We start from the raw sequence: 15,358 nt of genomic DNA, 5'->3' as shown, positions 1-15,358 counted from the left end.
GGATTGAACTGCGTTGGGGTGGGGGCGACAGGCGGCCGCATGGCGCCAAGCCAATAGCCCCCCGCTCCCGCCTTAAACCGTCGCCGCAGTCCCCAGAATCGCCGTAGCCTGACTCGACAACGTCCCCCCATTCCCATGCACCACGGCAACCTCGGCATCCCGTACCTGCCGCTCCCCACATTCCCCACGCAACTGCCGCACCGCCTCAATGGTGATGAACATCCCATACATCCCAGGATGCACGCATGACAAGCCACCGCCATTGGTATTCACCGGCAGCCGCCCGCCCGGCGCAATGCCGCCACCGCTGACAAACTGGCCGCCCTCACCCTTGGCGCAGAAACCCAGGTCTTCCAGGAACAGCAGCGTGTTGATGGTGAAAGCATCATAGAGCTCGGCCACATCGACATCCGACGGCTTGAGCCCCGCCATGGCAAAGGCGCGCTCGCCGGATTCCTTGGCAGCCGTGACGGTCAGGTCCGGCATGCACGAGATCTGCCGGTGCCACGTGGCAGTGGCATTGCCCAGCACATAGACCGGCGGCTTGGCCAGGTCCCTGGCGCGGTCCGCGCGCACCATCACATAGGCGCCGGCGCCATCGGTGACCAGGCAGCAGTCACGCACGGACAGCGGGTCCGACACCATGCGCGCATTGAGCACATCATCGATGCTGAGCGGGTCTCGCATCATCGCTTCCGGATTCAGCTGCGCCCACTTGCGCGCGGCCACGGCGACCTCGGCCAGGTGCTCGCGCGTGGTGCCGTACTGGTGCATATGGCGCGCCGCGGCGAGAGCATATGACGTGATCGGCTGCAGCGGGCTGTACGGGTGCTCATACGGCTGCGGGTCCAGCACCGCGCGCACCTTGGAGATGCCGGCGCGGCCAACCGTGGAGGTGCGCTGGTTGCTGCCGTAGCAGACCAGCACCGCATCGCACTGCCCCGATTCCAGCGCCATCATCGCCGGCAGCATGTGCGAGACAAAGCTGGAGCCGCCGATCATGGTGCTGTCGACAAACTTGGGCTTGATGCCAAGGTACTCGGCCACCGGCATCACCCACATGCTGGCGCCGACGCTGGCGGTGGCGATGCCGTCGATGTCGCGCATCGACAGCCCCGCATCCCTGACGGCGGCCTTGGCGGCCTCCACCAGGATTTCCATTTCAGTCTTGCCGTGGGCCTCGCCCAGGCCCGCCTGGCCGACCCCGACGATGGCGACGCTGCCACGCAAATTCGACAAACTCATGGCCTCAGCCCTCCACCGAATCGAACACGACGAGAGCGGCCTCGCCTTCCTTGCCCTGCGCCACGCGTGCCTGCACACGCATGCCGATGCGCACGCTGGCGGGCGCAATGCCTTCCACGCGGCTCATCATGCGCACGCCCTCATCCAGGTCGACCAGCACCACGTTGTAGTCGCCGCCGGCATCCGGCTTGCGGCGGATCACGCTGGTGGAGTAGACCGTGCCGGTCCCCTTGGGCTCGACCCAGGCGAGCGTGTCGCCGCCGCAGTGCGGGCAGATATTGCGCGGGAAAAACACGTGGCGCTTGCAGTCCTGGCAATGCTGGATGCGGAACTGGCCAGCGGCGAGCTGGTCCGCGTAAGCCTTGTCCGGACCCACCGCCGCTTGTTGTTGGGGCATGGAGTCTCCTTCACTTTTGATGGTGCCGCCATGGACCTGCCATGGCACAGCAATCAGCTTGCCGCAGTCTGTGCATTGCAACAATTCACATCTGCCGAAGGCTGGATTTTTGAATCCGGAAAGCGCTGCGCTCAGATCACCAGTTCGATCACAAACGGCCCCCTGCGCGCATTGGCCATGCGGAACAGGTCGGCAAAACTTTCCATGTCCCTGGCCTGCGCGCCCTCCACGCCCATGCCGTTGGCCAGCTTGACCCAGTCCAGGTCCGGATTGCCGATATCCAGCATGTCCAGCGCGGCCTTGCCCGGGTTGGCGCCTACGCCCGCGAGCTCGCCCAGCAGGATGGCGTACTTGCGATTGGCCAGCAGCACCACGGTGACGTCGAGCTGCTCGCGCGCCATGGTCCACAGCGACTGCAGCGTGTACATGGCCGAGCCATCGGCCTGCAGTGCCACCACGCGCCGGTCCGGCGCCGCCACCGCCGCGCCCACGGCCAGCGGCAGGCCTTCGCCGATGGCGCCGCCGGTCAGCTGCAGCCAGTCGTGCGGGGCCGCATGGACCGTGCCCGGATAGAAGGCGCGGCCGAAGCTGATGCTCTCTTCCACCACGATCGCCTGTTCGGGCAGCAAGGCGGTCAGCGTACGTGCCACCGCCTCGGACGTGACCGCGCCGCGGGCGGGCTCAACGGATGCGGGCGCTACGGCAGCCGGCAGCGGTGCATTGCGTGCACCCACCTCGTCGGCCAGGCGGGCCAGCGCTTCGGCAAGGTCTTCCTCCGGGCGTGCCAGCACGTGGATCACGGCATCTTCCGGATACGGGCGCGGCGACTTGCCCGGGTAGGCAAAGAACGTCACCGGCGCCGGTGCGCCGACCAGGATCACGTTGCGGATGCCGGCCAGCTTGTCGCGCGCGACGTCGCCCGAATATGGCACGCGGTCCACCGCCAGGCGGCCGCTGCCGCGCGACACGCGCGCATTGGACATGGGCGAGATCAGGCGGGCACCGGTGGCCGCGGCAATGCGGTGCGCATCGGCCAGCGGCGCCTCGCGCAGCGCGCTGCCCCCCAGCACCACCAGCGTGGGCTGGCCCGAACGCAGCACGCGCGCGGCCTGCTGCACGGCGTCGGGCGAGACCTTGGGCACCGCCAGCGGCGGCAGCGGCGCGGCCACCACGCCGCCCGCATCCCAGCACACATCGGAAGGCAGGATCAGGCTGGCGACCCCGCCCGGCGCGGCGCATGCGGCCTGCACCGCGGACGAGGCATCGGCGCCGACGGACGCAGCCTGCGTGGCCGTGCGCGTCCACACCGAGACCGGACGGGCCCAGCCTTCGGTATCCGCGGTCAGCGGTGCGTCCAGCGGCCGGTGGTAGGTGGCCTGGTCGCCGATGATGTTGACCACCGGCGTCTGCGCGCGGCGCGCGTTGTGCAGGTTGGCCAGGCCGTTGGCCAGCCCCGGGCCGCAATGCAGCAGCGTGGCGGCGGGCTTGCCGGCCATGCGCGCATAGCCATCGGCCGCGCCGGTGACCACGCCTTCGAACAGGCCCAGCACGCAGCGCATGCCCGGGATGCGGTCCAGCGCCGCGACGAAGTGCATCTCGCTGGTGCCCGGGTTGGCAAAGCAGGTGTCCACGCCGTTGGCGAGCAGGGTCTTGACCAGGCTCTCGGCGCCGTTCATCGGTTGGGTAGTTTCCATGTCTCGGGTTCCGCTCAGGTTCTGGGTCAGCAGGTTGGCATTGGTTGCACGGGAGGCGTCAGGCCGGGCACGGCCGCGCCGCCAGCAGGTCGAAATCCAGGCAGACAAAGTCGGTCGGGAATTCGATGCGTGCGTAGTAGACGATCAGCTCGCCGCGCTCGCCCGGGACACAGGCAAAACGGCGCAGCTCAGCCACCGGCGCGCCCACGGCAAGCGCCAGCGCGGCGGCGGATTCGGCCCCGGCCGCGACGATCGACAGGCGCTGGCGCGCGGTGCTGACCGACAGTCCGGGGAAGCGGTCCAGCACCGGCACCGAGGCGCCCTGGCGGAAGGCCTCGGGCTCGCGCGCAAAGACGCCGGCCTCGATATAGACCTCGCCCACCGCGAACGGCCGTCCTTCCAGCCGGTGCAACCGGCGCAGGAAGTGGTATTCGGCGGCGCGCTCACCGGGGCACGGAATGCCGAGATCGGCGGGCAGCGGCACGTTGCCGGCGGATTCGACCATCGCTTCGGTGTCCAGCTGAGCGCCCACCGCCACCGCCTCGTCCCAGCTGGTCGACAGCGACACCTGCCGCCGCGACTGGCACGGCGCCTTGACGAAGGTGCCGCGCCCGCGCGAGCGCGCCACCAGCCCTTCTTCATCGAGCATCGACAAGGCATGGTGCATGGTCATGCGCGCCACGCCGTACTGGCGGCACAGCTCTTCCAGCGACGGGATGCGCTCACCCTCGCGCCAGGCGCCGCTTTCGATCTGGCGGCGGAAGATGGTGGCCAGCTGCAGGTAGACCGGCTGGCGGCTGCGCGCGAGGAGTTCGCTGGACGTGGTGTCTGCCATGCGGCAAGGGAGGTTGGGAAACGCCGGTGAACGTCGGGGAAAAAGGGCGAGGCGTGGGCCGCCCGGAGGCAGCCTGGCCGGACGACTATATAAAAGTCTATAAACCTAGACTACTCGGGTTAACGCCGATCCATGCCGCTCCGGTATTGCCAGGCCCGGGCGTGCATTCCGGGACTTTTGTCGCCCGTGCGTCACGCGCCGGAACGTGCCGCAACCCCCACTTCAGCGCTCACCTTGACACTGCCCAAGCGGACAGAATGCCACCATGCCCCAACCTTCCCGGGGGCAGGCGTGGCTGCCGCTTGCAGCCATCTCAAGGAGTCAACTTATGTTGATGCGAGACGTGATCCCCCAAATCCTGAACCGCGGCGCGGCCCAACTGGCGCCCGACGCGTTCGAGACCGCTTCGCACAAGACCTTCCACCATGCGATCGACATCTACCTCAAGGATTCCAATGCCTTTATGAACACCTACTTCGCCCGCTATTTCGAGTGGCAGGGTATTTGCCGGGAGCGCTGGTTCCATGAATGCATCCACGACAACCTGCTGGCCGCGGGCGGCGTCTTCGTGACCAAGCGCGCGCACCAGGAGTATGTCGAGGAGACGTTCCCGTTCCAGCGCGTGGATTGCTACCTGAACACCTTCCAGGTCCGGCAGTGCTCGGCCTACCTGCTGTTCCGCTTCTGCGTGGGGGGCAAGCCGGTGTCGCTGGGCTACCAGCAGATCGTCTTCGCCGACCGGCAAAAGCGCATCACGCGCTTTCCGGCGGGCATCATCGAACGGGTCAGGGAATATGAACTGGCGCTGCCGGCACTGGCCAGCTGAGCCAGGCGCGGCTGACCCCGCGCGGGTCTGAATCCGGCACCGCCGGCCGTGGCTCAGCCGGCGGTGCTGGTGCGCAGCCGGCTGTCGGCCATGGCGGTGAAGCGCGGCAGGCTGAGGGTAAAGGTGGTATGCACGGCCGGCACCGACTCGCACTCAATGCGCCCGCCGAAGGTCTCGATCACGCGCCGGCAGAAGGCCAGGCCGAGGCCGGCACCGGTGCCATGCGCCTTGGTGGAGAAGAACGGATCGAAGATGCGCGGCATGACGTCGGCCGCAATGCCCGGGCCGGTGTCGCGAAAGCGGATCACGTGGTACTGGCCCTCGGTCGCGCCGGTGATGTCGATGCGGCCGCCGCCGGCCGCGCGGATCGCATGCAGCGCGTTCTTCAGCAGATTGAACAGCACGTAGACCAGCAGCGTGTCGGAGCCGACAAAGCGCCAGCCCTGGTCGATGCCGCGCACCTGCACGCAGCCGCGCTCCTCGCCCTGGAACGGGTAGCGCTCCAGCGCCGCATGCACGCAGTCGGCAATGCCGTGCGGGGCAAAGCTGCTGCGGTCCAGCCGCTCCAGCGTGACCGAGGCCAGCGCCATGTCGATCACGGTGCTGGTGCCATCGACTTCCCGCGTGATGGCGCCGACCAGGCTCGACACGCGCTCAAGCTGGCCGGGCCGCATGCGGTCCTCGCACAGCCCCTGCTGGACCGCCAGCCGGTAGCCGTGCAGCACCTGCGGCCACGTGCGCGCCAGCTCCTGCGCCTGCATGCGGATGGTCGCCAGCGGCGTGCGCACCTCGTGCGCCACGGTGGCGGCCAGCGAATACGGATGCATCAGGTCGTAGCGCACCACGCTGACCGCCAGGATGCCCAGGCTTGCCGCCACGAACACCACGCCCGGCGGATAGAAGGCCGCGCCATAGTTGACGGCGTAGTCCACCGCCGCCAGCGAATAGAGCGCCACCGCCACCAGGCACAGCTTGTAGCGCTTGCGGCGTTCGGCGGTTGCATTGCGCCGCGCCGCCACCAGCAGCCAGGCGCGGCGCAGCGCCACCAGCACCGTCTGCACCAGGTGCAGCGGATGCAGCGGGCCGGCCCTGGGATAGTCGCCAAAGAAATAGCTGTAGTAGCCGGAGACCACCTGGTCGGTGGTCAGCAGCAGCACCGCCAGCACCAGGCTCAGGCCGTACGAGGCCAGCAGCAACGGCCGCTCGCGGCGGCACTCGGTGACTTCGGCGATGAAGTGGTAGAAGGTGGTCGGCAGGAACAGGATGAAGAGGTAGCCGAGCCGGGCCAGCATCAGCGACACATCGGGATGCGAGGCCTGGAACAGGAACACCCACGTGCCCTGCCAGGCGAAGGTGGTCACGCACAGCAGGAAGAACGAAGTGGAGACGCGCGTCACGCCCTTGGTCACCAGCACATAGAGGCCGTAACCGAGGAAGATCGACGAGACGAAGGCGGGCAAGGCTGCGTACATGCGGAGCGCGAAGGCAAGCCGGGCGGATGGCAGGGTCGGCGACGCGACATGTTATGCCCTGCGCGGGTGGCGCGTGCATCATTCGGTTGCATTCAGAGCTAATCCGCGCTTAATGCTGTGCGATACGCGCCGGCATACCCCTCGTTCCGGGGGTGCCAGGTTCCGAGCACGCGCCGCACGCAAAAAGCAAGGCGGGACGCCCGCTGGCGTCCCGCCTTGCCTAGCTGCCACGCATTGCTTACCAGCGCGTGTCCCGTTCCCAATCCTTCATTTCTTCCTCGGCGCGCTCCTTGGTATAGCCATAGCGCTCCTGGATGCGGCCGGCAAGCTGGTCACGCTTGCCGTTGATCTGCGCGATGTCGTCGTCGGTCAGCTTGCCCCACTTCTCCTTGATCTTGCCCTTCGCTTGTTCCCACTTGCCTTCGATCTGGTCCCAGTTCATCTCATGCTCCTTCATCCGGTGGCAAGGGGGCGCATTGGAGGCGTCCCCGTGCGGGTGGTGCGGTGCGTGGCCCGCCAATGCTGGCGGGATGCCGCGAAGGCTTACTTGCCGTACTTGGCCTTCACATCGGCCTGGCACTTGTCCTTGGCATCGCCCGACATCGCGTCGCAGCGTTCCTTGTCGGCCTTGTAGGCGGCGTCGGTGGCGTCCTTCTTCGCGTCGGCGCGGGCTTCCGCCACGTCGGCACGCGAACCGGTCGCCGCGGCCTTGTCGACCTTGGCAGCCATCAGTGCCTTTTCATGGGCGGCCTTGGCGTCCTTCTTGCAGACGTCCTTGTCGTTGCCCTTCTTGTCGTCGCACATTTCCTTGGCTACGTCATAGTCGCGGTCAGCCTTGGTCTTCTCGGCCTTGGCGGTCGCCTTCTGCGTGCCGTCGCGGCGGGCTTCGGCCTGGGCCTTGGCCACATCGCGGTCGCGCTTGGCCTCGGCCTTGCAGACGTCCTTGGCGTTGTCCTTCATGCCATTGCACTTGGCGGAGGCAGCCTTGTAGTCCGCATCAGCCTGCTTCACCGCGGCGTCATAGTCTGCCCTTGCCCCGGTTGCAGTCGTTCCGGACGCGGTTGTTGGTGCGGTCATCTGCGCCAGCGCAAATCCCGCCGGTGCGGCAACCATCATCGAACACACTGCTGCGGTCAGCCATTTCTTCAACATGTCGATCTCCTTTCCGGGTGATTGCGTAAAGGTACGCATGAGAGGCCGGCGGCTATGCTGCTGGCCATGCCGTAAGTACAGAGTAGGCCCGGGGGGGTATGGGAAGCAGGCGTCCGGTTCCGAAAGGCGCGTCAGACTATTCCGACATTGCAATGCGGGCGAGGCACGCGGCGGGGCATGCACCTGGTTGCTGGAGGGGGGATGGTGCGGTCAGCGCGTCATGTGCGCGACGGCGGGCGAGCATGCGTGCCGCAGAACAAGGCGCCCCTCTCCCGCGCAGCGGGAGAGGGGCGCAAATTGCCAGTGAAGTCAGGGCGGTCGTCAGCCCAGAATCGACGGCGTCAACCGGTTCTCGTCAGGCGCTTCGCCCTCTTCGTCCGGCCAGTTGCGCCCCACCATCCATTCATACAAGGTGGGCAGCACGATCAGCGTCAGCATGGTGGCGGTGATCAGCCCGCCGATGATGACGATGGCCAGCGGGCGCTGCGTCTCAGAGCCGATGGCGCGAGAGATCGCCATCGGGAACAAACCCAGCATGGCCAGCAGCGCGGTCATCAGCACCGTGCGCAGCCGGTCCATCGAGCCGGTCAGCACCGCCTGGCGCACCGGCATGCCTTCATCGCGCAGCTGGTTGAAGTAGGTGACCATGACCACGCCATTGAGCACCGCCTGGCCGAACAGCGCGATAAAGCCGATCGCCGCCGACACCGACAGCGGGATGCCGGTCAGGAACAGCGCGAACACGCCCCCGATCAGCGCGAACGGGATGTTCGAGATGATCAGCGTGGCGCTCTTGAACGACTTGAACGCATTGAACAGCAGCAGGAAGATCACCAGCACCGACAGCGGCACCACGATCGAGAGCCGCGCCATGGCGCGCTCCTGGTTCTCGAACTCGCCCGACCAGCTGATCTTGACGTCGTCGGCCTTGACGTTCTTCGCCACCAGCTTCTGCATGTCCTTGACCACGCTGCCCATGTCGCGGTCGCGGATAAAGATGCCGATCGAGGTGGTGCGCTGGCCGTTCTCGCGGCTGATGTTCATCGCACCGGATGCCGCGCGGAACGTCACCAGTTGCGACAGCGGCACCTGCGCGCCGTCCGCGGTCTGCATGAAGATATTGGGCAGGTTCGGCAGCGCGCGCTCCGACGGCTTCAGGCGCACGGCCACGCTGAAGTGCTTCTCGCCCTCCCACAGCTCGGTCGCGGCCTTGCCGGCCAGCGCGGTTTCCATCAGGTCCTGCACGTCGGCGACATTGATGCCGTAGCGCGCGGCCTGGGCCCGGTCGAACTCCAGCACGTACTGCGGCAGTTCGCCGTCACGGTCGATAAAGGCGCGCATCACGCCCTTGACCGTCTGCACGTTGGCCAGGATCTGGTCGGCCACCTTCTTGTTCTGCTCCAGGCTGTCGCTCTGCACCTTGATCACGATCTGGCCCTTGATCTGCGAGATGCTCTCCAGGATGTTGTCGCGCACCGGCTGCGAGAAATTGGGCTCGATGCCGGGGAGCTGGCGCAGGTTCTTGTCGATCTCGCCGATGATGGCGCGCTTGTTGAAGCCGTCGCGCCATTGCTTCTCGGGCTTCAGGTCCACCAGGATCTCGACGGTGTTGATCAGCTTGGGATCGGTGCCGTCGTCGGGGCGGCCCACCTTGGAGATGGTGGTATTGACCTCCGGGGTCTTGCGGATCACGCTGCGCAGCAGCCGCGCCTGGTCGCGCGCCTCGTCGATCGAGACCGATGCCGGCAGGTCGAAGCTGACCCACATCGAGCCTTCGTCCAGCTCGGGCAGGAACTCGCTGCCGAGGAACTTGCCCACGCCCACGGTCACCACCAGCAGGCCCAGCGCCGAACCCACCACCAGCTTCTTATGGTCCAGCGCCCAGGCCAGCATCGGCTCATAGAGCCGCTTGCAGTGGCGCACGATGAAGTTGTCGTCGTGCGCGATGTTCCTGGTGAGCAGCAGGTGGCACAGCAGCGGCACCAGCGTCAGCGAGAGGATCAGGGAGCCGATCAGCGCGCCCGTGACCGTGTAGGCCATCGGCGCGAAGATCTTGCCCTCGTGCCGCTGCAGCGTGAAGATCGGGATGTGCGCCGCAATGATGATGACCATCGAGAACACGGTCGGACGGCCCACTTCCGTGGTGGCCTGCAGGATGGCATGCAGGCGCGCCTTGCTGTCCTTGATCTGCTGCGCCTTGAGCTCGCCCAGCCGCTTGAAGATATTCTCAACCACGATCACCGCGCCGTCGACGATGATACCGAAGTCCATCGCGCCAAGAGACAGCAGGTTGGCTGGAATACCCACCCAGGTCAGCCCGATGAAGGTCGACAGCAGCGCCAGCGGGATGATCAGCGCCACGATCGCCGCGGCGCGCACGTTGGCCAGGAACAGGTACAGCACCGCCATCACCAGCAGCGCGCCTTCCACCAGGTTGCCGAACACGGTGTGCAGGGTCTTGTCGATCAGCGTGGAGCGATCGTAGTACGGCACGATCTTCACGCCCTTGGGCAGGATCTGGTCGTCCAGCAGGTCGATCCTCTTCTTCAGCGCCTCCAGCACCAGCGACGGGTTCTCGCCCTTGCGCATCACCACGATGCCCGAGACGATGTCGTCCTCGTCGTCCTGGCCCATCAGGCCCTGCGGCGGCGCGCTGCCGACCCTCACGTCGGCGATGTCCTTGACCAGGATCGGGGTGCCCTGGTTCTCGGCCACCACCACGTTGGCGATATCGGCCGAGGTGCGGAAACTGCCCAGCGAGCGCAGCAGGAACTGTTGCCGGCCGTGCGCCACGGCGCCGCCGCCGGCATTGGCGTTGGCGCGCTGCAGCGCGGTGAACAGCTGCGACAGCGAGATCTTGGCATCGCGCATGCGCGCCAGGTTGGGATTGACCTCGTACTGCTTGATGGTTCCGCCGATGGTGACCAGGTCGGCCACGCCCGGCACCTGGCGCAGGTTTTTCTCCACCACCCAGTCCTGCAGCGTGCGCAGCTCTTGCGCGGTATAGCCCTTGCCGGCCAGGCGGAAGCGGTAGATCTCGCCGATCGCGGTGGACAGCGGCGCCAGGTCCGGATGCACGCCGTCGGGCAGGTCCACGCTGCGCAGGCGCTCCAGGATCTGCTGGCGCGCGGTCACGTCGGTGGCGCGGTCGTTGAAGGTCACCATCATGAACGACAGGCCGAACTGCGTATGCGAGAACACCCGCACCGCGTTGGGCGTTCCGGCCAGCGCGGTTTCAATGGGGATGGTCACCTGGCGCTCCACCTCTTCGGCGGCGCGGCCCGGGTACAGCGTGATGACGTTGACCTGGATGTCGGAGACATCCGGGAAAGCTTCGATCGGCAGGTTCTTGAATGCAGCCAGGCCGCCCCCGACGAAGATAAGCAGGCCCAGCCAGACAAAGAGCTTCTGGTGCAGGGCAAAGCTGACGATGCGCGAAATCATGTGGCGGCCGTCCTCACTTCTTCTCGGACGCACGCGCCGCGTTCACGGCAGTGGCATCGCGCAGGATGTCCTGCAGGTAGAGGTTGCCGTCGGTGATCACGGTCTCGCCGTCCTTCACGCCTTCAAGCAGCTCGGTGGTGCCGGGCAGCGTCACGCCCACGCGCACCAGGCGGCGCTCGAAGGTATTGGCGGCGGTGCGCACGAACACATAGTTGCGGTTGTCGGCCAGGAACACGGCCTTGGACGGCACGGCGATGCCCTTGAACGACGCGGCCGGCAGCTTCGCGGTGACGAACATCTCTGCCTTCAGGCGCCGCTCCGGGTTGGGCACGTTCAGCCGCACCTTGATACTGCGCGCGGTGGGATCGACATAGTCGGCAATCTTGACCACGGTGCCGGAGAAGGTCTCGCCGGGCCAGGCAGCGGTGGTGAGCTGCACGTCCACGCCCGGCTTGAACAGGCTCAGGTCGGCCTCGCCCGCATCGACCTGCGCCCACAGCGTGGTCGGATCGGTCACCAGGAACAACGGCGCGGCGGGCGGCTGGTCGGGGCGCAGCTCCATGCCGAGGTTGATGTTGCGTTCGACCACCAGGCCGTCGATCGGGCTGCGCAGCGGAAAGCGCTGGTTTACGATGCCTGAGGCGCCCGCGCCGCCCGCGGCCGCGCCGTACTGGGCCAGCGCCGCCTGGGTGCGCTGCAGGTCCGCCGCGGCGCGCGCGGCGTCGGCCTGCGCCTGCTCCAGCTCCTTCTGCGCGATGATGCCGGCGCCGTACAGCTCGCGCTGCCGTGCCAGCGCCTTGGCCGCGACCGCGCTGTCGGCGGCGGCCTTGCGCGCATCGGCCTGGGCCACGCCGAAATCGGGCGAGGTCAGGCTGGCCAGCGGCTGGCCCGCTTTCACGGTGGCGCCGGGCTGCACCAGGATCTCGGTGACGCGGCCGGCAAACGGCGTCGACACGCGCACGGTCTTGTCCTCGTTCCACACCAGCCGGCCGGGCAGGCTCAGCATGCGCTCGCCGCCGGTCCTGGCGGCTTCGCCGGCGATGCCCGGCAGCGTCTTCACGCTGGCCGGGAACTGGATGGTATTGCCGCTGACCTTGGGATCGTCATCGGCCTTGGGCGCTTCAGACTTGCCGCAGGCGGCCAGCGCCAGCGCGCACAGGGACAGGGCAGCAAACCGTGCGGGCAGGCCGGCGGGGAAATGGACGGAAGACATGCGGCGGGACATGCGTGACAGGAGGGAGTGCATTGGATTCGCTGGGACTGCGGTTCAGGGACGCGAGCTTGTCGCAGTGCCGGTCGTGGAGGTCTGCAGCGCGGCGCGGTAGGCCGACAGGGCCTTGGCGTAATCGCCCTGGGCGCTGACGGCATCGAGCCGGGTCTGGCGCAGCGCGCGGCGGGCATCGAGCAGGTCGAGCACGCCGGTGGCGCCCTTGCCGTAGGCAAACTCGGCGCTGCCGGCCACGCTTTCGGCGGCGGGCAGCACGTCGTCGCGCATCTGCCGCAGTGACTGGCGCGCGGCTTCGAGCTGGCTGCGCAGCCGTTCCATCTCATTGCCGGCTTCCAGCAGCACGCGGTTGCGGTCGTCCAGCGCGGCGTAGTAGTCCACCTCGGCGCGGCGGGCCTCGCCGCCGTTGCTGTGGCGCACGTACAGCGGGATCGTCAGGAACACGCCGTAGCTGTTGCCGCTGCCGTTGGTATTGGTGGCGGAAACCGGATAGTGCTCAGCCTGCGCGCCGACGGTCACGTCGGGCACGCGGCCGGCGCGCGCCAGGTCGCGCGCGGCGGCGGCCGCGGCCAGGCGGGCCTCGGCCGCTGTTACGTCGGGGCGGCGCTGCAATGTGTCGGGATCGACCTGCGGCACGGGCGTATCCAGCGGCGGCCAGTCCGGCACCAGCCGGTTGCCGGCAAGCGTGCCGGGCACGCCCATGGCCTGCGCCAGCTGGGCCTTGTCGCGCGCGTGGTCGGTCATGGCCTGGCGCATGTCGCTCTGCGCGCGCAGCGCGTCTAGCTGCAGCTTGGTCACGTCGGCGCGCGAGACGTCGCCGGCCTTCAGGCGGGTCTCGCTGGCCTGGCGCGTGCGGTCGTAGAGCGCCAGCATCTCCTTGAACACCGCCACGCGCTCCTGACTGACCACCGCGTCATAAAAAGCCTGCTCCGCGGCGGCGCTCTGCTGCGCCACCACCGCCTGCACCACTTCGCCGGCGGCCGCGCTGGCCTTGCGCGCGGCGTCCACGCGCAGGCCGCCCTTGTTGGCGGTCTCGATCAGCTGGTCCACGCGCAGGGTGGAATCCACGGTCTTGCTGCGCAGGTTGCCCGAGCCGATGCCGGCATGCGGGTTGATATTGGTCACGCCCAGGCTCAGCACCGGATTGGGCCGCTGCGAAGCGATCTGTATGTCCGCCTGGCTGGCTTCGACGCCGCGGCGGGCGGCGATGATGTCGCGGTTGCAGCGCAGTGCGTCCAGGCGCGCCTGCGCCAGGGTCAGCGTCGCGCCCGCCGGCGGCGGCACGCAAGGACCGGCAGCATCTGCGGAATCAGCGGAAGGAAGCGGATCGGCGGGGCCTTCGGCGGCAAGGATTGCCGCGGGCCGGGCCAGAACCCCCAGTAGCAGCAGGGCACCTACGGCAATACGGGAAAAGACAAAAGGCACGGTCAGTCAGGCTCGGTTCGACAACGGTCTGCGGTAAACGACCGTGCTCGCCGAACGGTGCACCAGGGCGGCAAATATTCATCCGACCCTGATCCCGCCAATGCGGCCGCGAAGCGTGGCTGTCCTGGTGCGCCCTCGCCCGCTGTCCTGGTGCATCAGACGCCACCGGACACGATCTCCCGCACGCATTCAAACCGAATCGCATTACAAACGGCTTTCATAAAGCTGACAAAAGCCTTTAACTGCGCGAAAACCCTAGCCAATCGGAAAACCATGAAAAACGGCACGGCCGTTGCCGGCCGTGCCGTCTGTACTGCCAGGCGGCTTACCCCTTCATGCGGTCATCCAGCCCCAGGCTGCGGCCGATGATCTCCTTCATGATCTCGCTGCTGCCGGCGTAGATGCGCGAGATGCGCGCGTCGGTGTACATGCGGCAGATGCGGTACTCCTCCATATAGCCGGCGCCACCGTGCAGCTGCACGCCCTCGTCGACCATGCGTCCCTGCAGTTCCGACGTGAGCAGCTTGGCCGACGCCGCCGTCTCCACGGTCAGCGTGCCTGCGTTGTGCTGCAGCACGCACTGGTCGACGAAGGTCTGCAGCGCATCCAGCTGCGCCCGCAGTTCGGCAAGCTTGAAGCGCGAGTTCTGGAACGTGCCGATGGCCCGGCCGAAGGCCTTGCGCTCCTTGACATAGTCCAGCGTGAGGTCGAACGCCACCTGCGCCGACGCCATGTAGCCGCAGGCGCCAATCAGCCGCTCTTCGGCCAGGTGGCGCGTCAGGTAGCGGAAGCCCTGGCCGGGCTCGCCCAGCACGTTGGCCTTGGGCACCTTGACGTTGTCGAAGAACAGCTCCGAGGTGTCCTGCGAGTGCAGGCCCATCTTGCGCAGCTTGCGCCCGCGCTCGAAGCCGGGCATGCCGCGCTCGACGATAAAGAGGCCAAGGCCATGGCTGCGCTCCGGATCAGTGCGCGCGACCACCACCACGTAGTCGGCCAGCTGGCCGTTCGAGATATAGGTCTTGGCGCCGTTCAGCACCCAGTGGTCGCCGTGGTCCTCGGCACGCGTGCGCATGCCGGCCAGGTCGGATCCCGCCTGCGGCTCGGTCATGGCAATGGCAAAGATCGACTCGCCGCGCGCGGCCGCCGGCAGCAGGCGCTGGCGTTGTTCCTCGTTGCCGATGCGGCCGATATACGGCGCCACCAGCCGCGAGTGCAGCGTGCCGAAAAAGCCCGAGTCGCCGTGGCGCGCATTCTCTTCGATCAGGATCTGCTCATAGCGGAAATCCTCCACGCCGGCGCCGCCGTATTTCTCGTCGGCCCACATCAGCAGGTAGCCCTGCTCGCCGGCCTTGCGGAACACTTCGCGGTCCACGCAGCCCTGTTCGCGCCAGCGCTCGCCGTGCGGCCCCACCTCGCGCTGGTAGAAGCGGCGGGCGGATTCGCGGAAGGCGTCGTGTTCGGCTTCGAAGATCAGGCGTTGCATGCGGGGTCTCCTGGTGTTTTTGAGAGTGACCGGCTGAGTGTCTGCCGTGCAGCGTCTATGAGATTCGTCGGAAAGGATGATTTTTCCTCCCGCAGCCGAACGGCCAGGTTTGAAGGAGAAGCCGGCTTGAATGCAATTTTATTGATATGAAGTGGAAATA

The 15,358-nt window shown here is 67.2% G+C and carries 12 protein-coding genes; 1 reads left to right on the top strand and 11 read right to left on the bottom strand.

Translation table 11 applies throughout. From position 1 onward, the window contains the following. Nucleotides 1-72: 72 nt before the first annotated feature. The 4 genes from AC3WRR_RS33250 to AC3WRR_RS33235 form a co-directional block, all read right to left on the bottom strand. Complete coding sequence (locus tag AC3WRR_RS33250; RefSeq protein ID WP_058698481.1) at nt 73-1,245, bottom strand: thiolase family protein; 1,173 nt, start codon at nt 1,243-1,245, stop codon at nt 73-75. A 4-nt stretch (nt 1,246-1,249) separates the two neighbouring features. Then, entirely contained in the window at nt 1,250-1,642 is a 393-nt protein-coding gene (locus AC3WRR_RS33245; RefSeq protein ID WP_492299283.1) for a Zn-ribbon domain-containing OB-fold protein, read from the bottom strand. 131 nt (nt 1,643-1,773) lie between these two features. Further along, on the bottom strand, nt 1,774-3,318 hold the full coding sequence (locus AC3WRR_RS33240) for an acetolactate synthase large subunit (protein ID WP_492299287.1): 1,545 nt from the start codon (nt 3,316-3,318) through the stop codon (nt 1,774-1,776). Nucleotides 3,319-3,394: 76 nt separating this feature from the next. Further along, entirely contained in the window at nt 3,395-4,171 is a 777-nt protein-coding gene (locus AC3WRR_RS33235) for a GntR family transcriptional regulator (RefSeq protein ID WP_011616689.1), read from the bottom strand. A gap of 328 nt (nt 4,172-4,499) precedes the next feature. On the opposite strand from AC3WRR_RS33235, the gene AC3WRR_RS33230 reads away from it, so the two are divergent. Then, nucleotides 4,500-4,997 (top strand): acyl-CoA thioesterase, encoded by a 498-nt coding sequence (locus AC3WRR_RS33230; RefSeq protein ID WP_010810373.1) that lies wholly within the window; start codon nt 4,500-4,502, stop codon nt 4,995-4,997. Between the two features lie 53 nt (nt 4,998-5,050). Here AC3WRR_RS33230 and AC3WRR_RS33225 read toward each other — a convergent pair whose 3' ends face one another. The 7 genes from AC3WRR_RS33225 to AC3WRR_RS33195 form a co-directional block, all read right to left on the bottom strand. Then, nucleotides 5,051-6,469 (bottom strand): sensor histidine kinase, encoded by a 1,419-nt coding sequence (locus tag AC3WRR_RS33225; RefSeq protein ID WP_136227854.1) that lies wholly within the window; start codon nt 6,467-6,469, stop codon nt 5,051-5,053. A 238-nt stretch (nt 6,470-6,707) separates the two neighbouring features. After that, nucleotides 6,708-6,911 carry a CsbD family protein gene (locus AC3WRR_RS33220; RefSeq protein WP_010810375.1) on the bottom strand — a complete coding sequence of 68 codons (204 nt, stop codon included), beginning with the start codon at nt 6,909-6,911 and terminating at the stop codon, nt 6,708-6,710. Between the two features lie 101 nt (nt 6,912-7,012). Next, nucleotides 7,013-7,621 carry a hypothetical protein gene (locus AC3WRR_RS33215; protein ID WP_010810376.1) on the bottom strand — a complete coding sequence of 203 codons (609 nt, stop codon included), beginning with the start codon at nt 7,619-7,621 and terminating at the stop codon, nt 7,013-7,015. A gap of 321 nt (nt 7,622-7,942) precedes the next feature. After that, nucleotides 7,943-11,065 (bottom strand): efflux RND transporter permease subunit, encoded by a 3,123-nt coding sequence (locus AC3WRR_RS33210; protein WP_010810377.1) that lies wholly within the window; start codon nt 11,063-11,065, stop codon nt 7,943-7,945. 13 nt (nt 11,066-11,078) lie between these two features. After that, on the bottom strand, nt 11,079-12,278 hold the full coding sequence (locus AC3WRR_RS33205; RefSeq protein ID WP_439669725.1) for an efflux RND transporter periplasmic adaptor subunit: 1,200 nt from the start codon (nt 12,276-12,278) through the stop codon (nt 11,079-11,081). Between the two features lie 54 nt (nt 12,279-12,332). Further along, nucleotides 12,333-13,715 (bottom strand): TolC family protein, encoded by a 1,383-nt coding sequence (locus AC3WRR_RS33200; protein ID WP_454750395.1) that lies wholly within the window; start codon nt 13,713-13,715, stop codon nt 12,333-12,335. Nucleotides 13,716-14,040: 325 nt separating this feature from the next. Next, nucleotides 14,041-15,198, bottom strand: a complete 1,158-nt coding sequence (locus AC3WRR_RS33195) for an acyl-CoA dehydrogenase family protein (protein WP_010810380.1) — start codon at nt 15,196-15,198, stop codon at nt 14,041-14,043. Nucleotides 15,199-15,358: the final 160 nt, after the last annotated feature.

The organism is Cupriavidus sp. FW305-3-2-15-C-LB2, from assembly GCF_058787575.1.
Note: the sequence above shows the minus strand (reverse complement) of the source record. Positions and strands in the feature narration are given on the sequence as shown.

Excerpts from the sequence above, each read along its gene's own strand:
- AC3WRR_RS33250 (WP_058698481.1), bottom strand. The coding sequence starts at position 1,245 with ATGAGTTTGTCGAATTTGCGTGGCAGCGTCGCCATCGTCGGGGTCGGC.
- AC3WRR_RS33245 (WP_492299283.1), bottom strand. The coding sequence starts at position 1,642 with ATGCCCCAACAACAAGCGGCGGTGGGTCCGGACAAGGCTTACGCGGAC.
- AC3WRR_RS33240 (WP_492299287.1), bottom strand. The coding sequence starts at position 3,318 with ATGAACGGCGCCGAGAGCCTGGTCAAGACCCTGCTCGCCAACGGCGTG.
- AC3WRR_RS33235 (WP_011616689.1), bottom strand. The coding sequence starts at position 4,171 with ATGGCAGACACCACGTCCAGCGAACTCCTCGCGCGCAGCCGCCAGCCG.
- AC3WRR_RS33230 (WP_010810373.1), top strand. The coding sequence starts at position 4,500 with ATGTTGATGCGAGACGTGATCCCCCAAATCCTGAACCGCGGCGCGGCC.
- AC3WRR_RS33225 (WP_136227854.1), bottom strand. The coding sequence starts at position 6,469 with ATGTACGCAGCCTTGCCCGCCTTCGTCTCGTCGATCTTCCTCGGTTAC.
- AC3WRR_RS33220 (WP_010810375.1), bottom strand. The coding sequence starts at position 6,911 with ATGAACTGGGACCAGATCGAAGGCAAGTGGGAACAAGCGAAGGGCAAG.
- AC3WRR_RS33215 (WP_010810376.1), bottom strand. The coding sequence starts at position 7,621 with ATGTTGAAGAAATGGCTGACCGCAGCAGTGTGTTCGATGATGGTTGCC.
- AC3WRR_RS33210 (WP_010810377.1), bottom strand. The coding sequence starts at position 11,065 with ATGATTTCGCGCATCGTCAGCTTTGCCCTGCACCAGAAGCTCTTTGTC.
- AC3WRR_RS33205 (WP_439669725.1), bottom strand. The coding sequence starts at position 12,278 with ATGTCTTCCGTCCATTTCCCCGCCGGCCTGCCCGCACGGTTTGCTGCC.
- AC3WRR_RS33195 (WP_010810380.1), bottom strand. The coding sequence starts at position 15,198 with ATGCAACGCCTGATCTTCGAAGCCGAACACGACGCCTTCCGCGAATCC.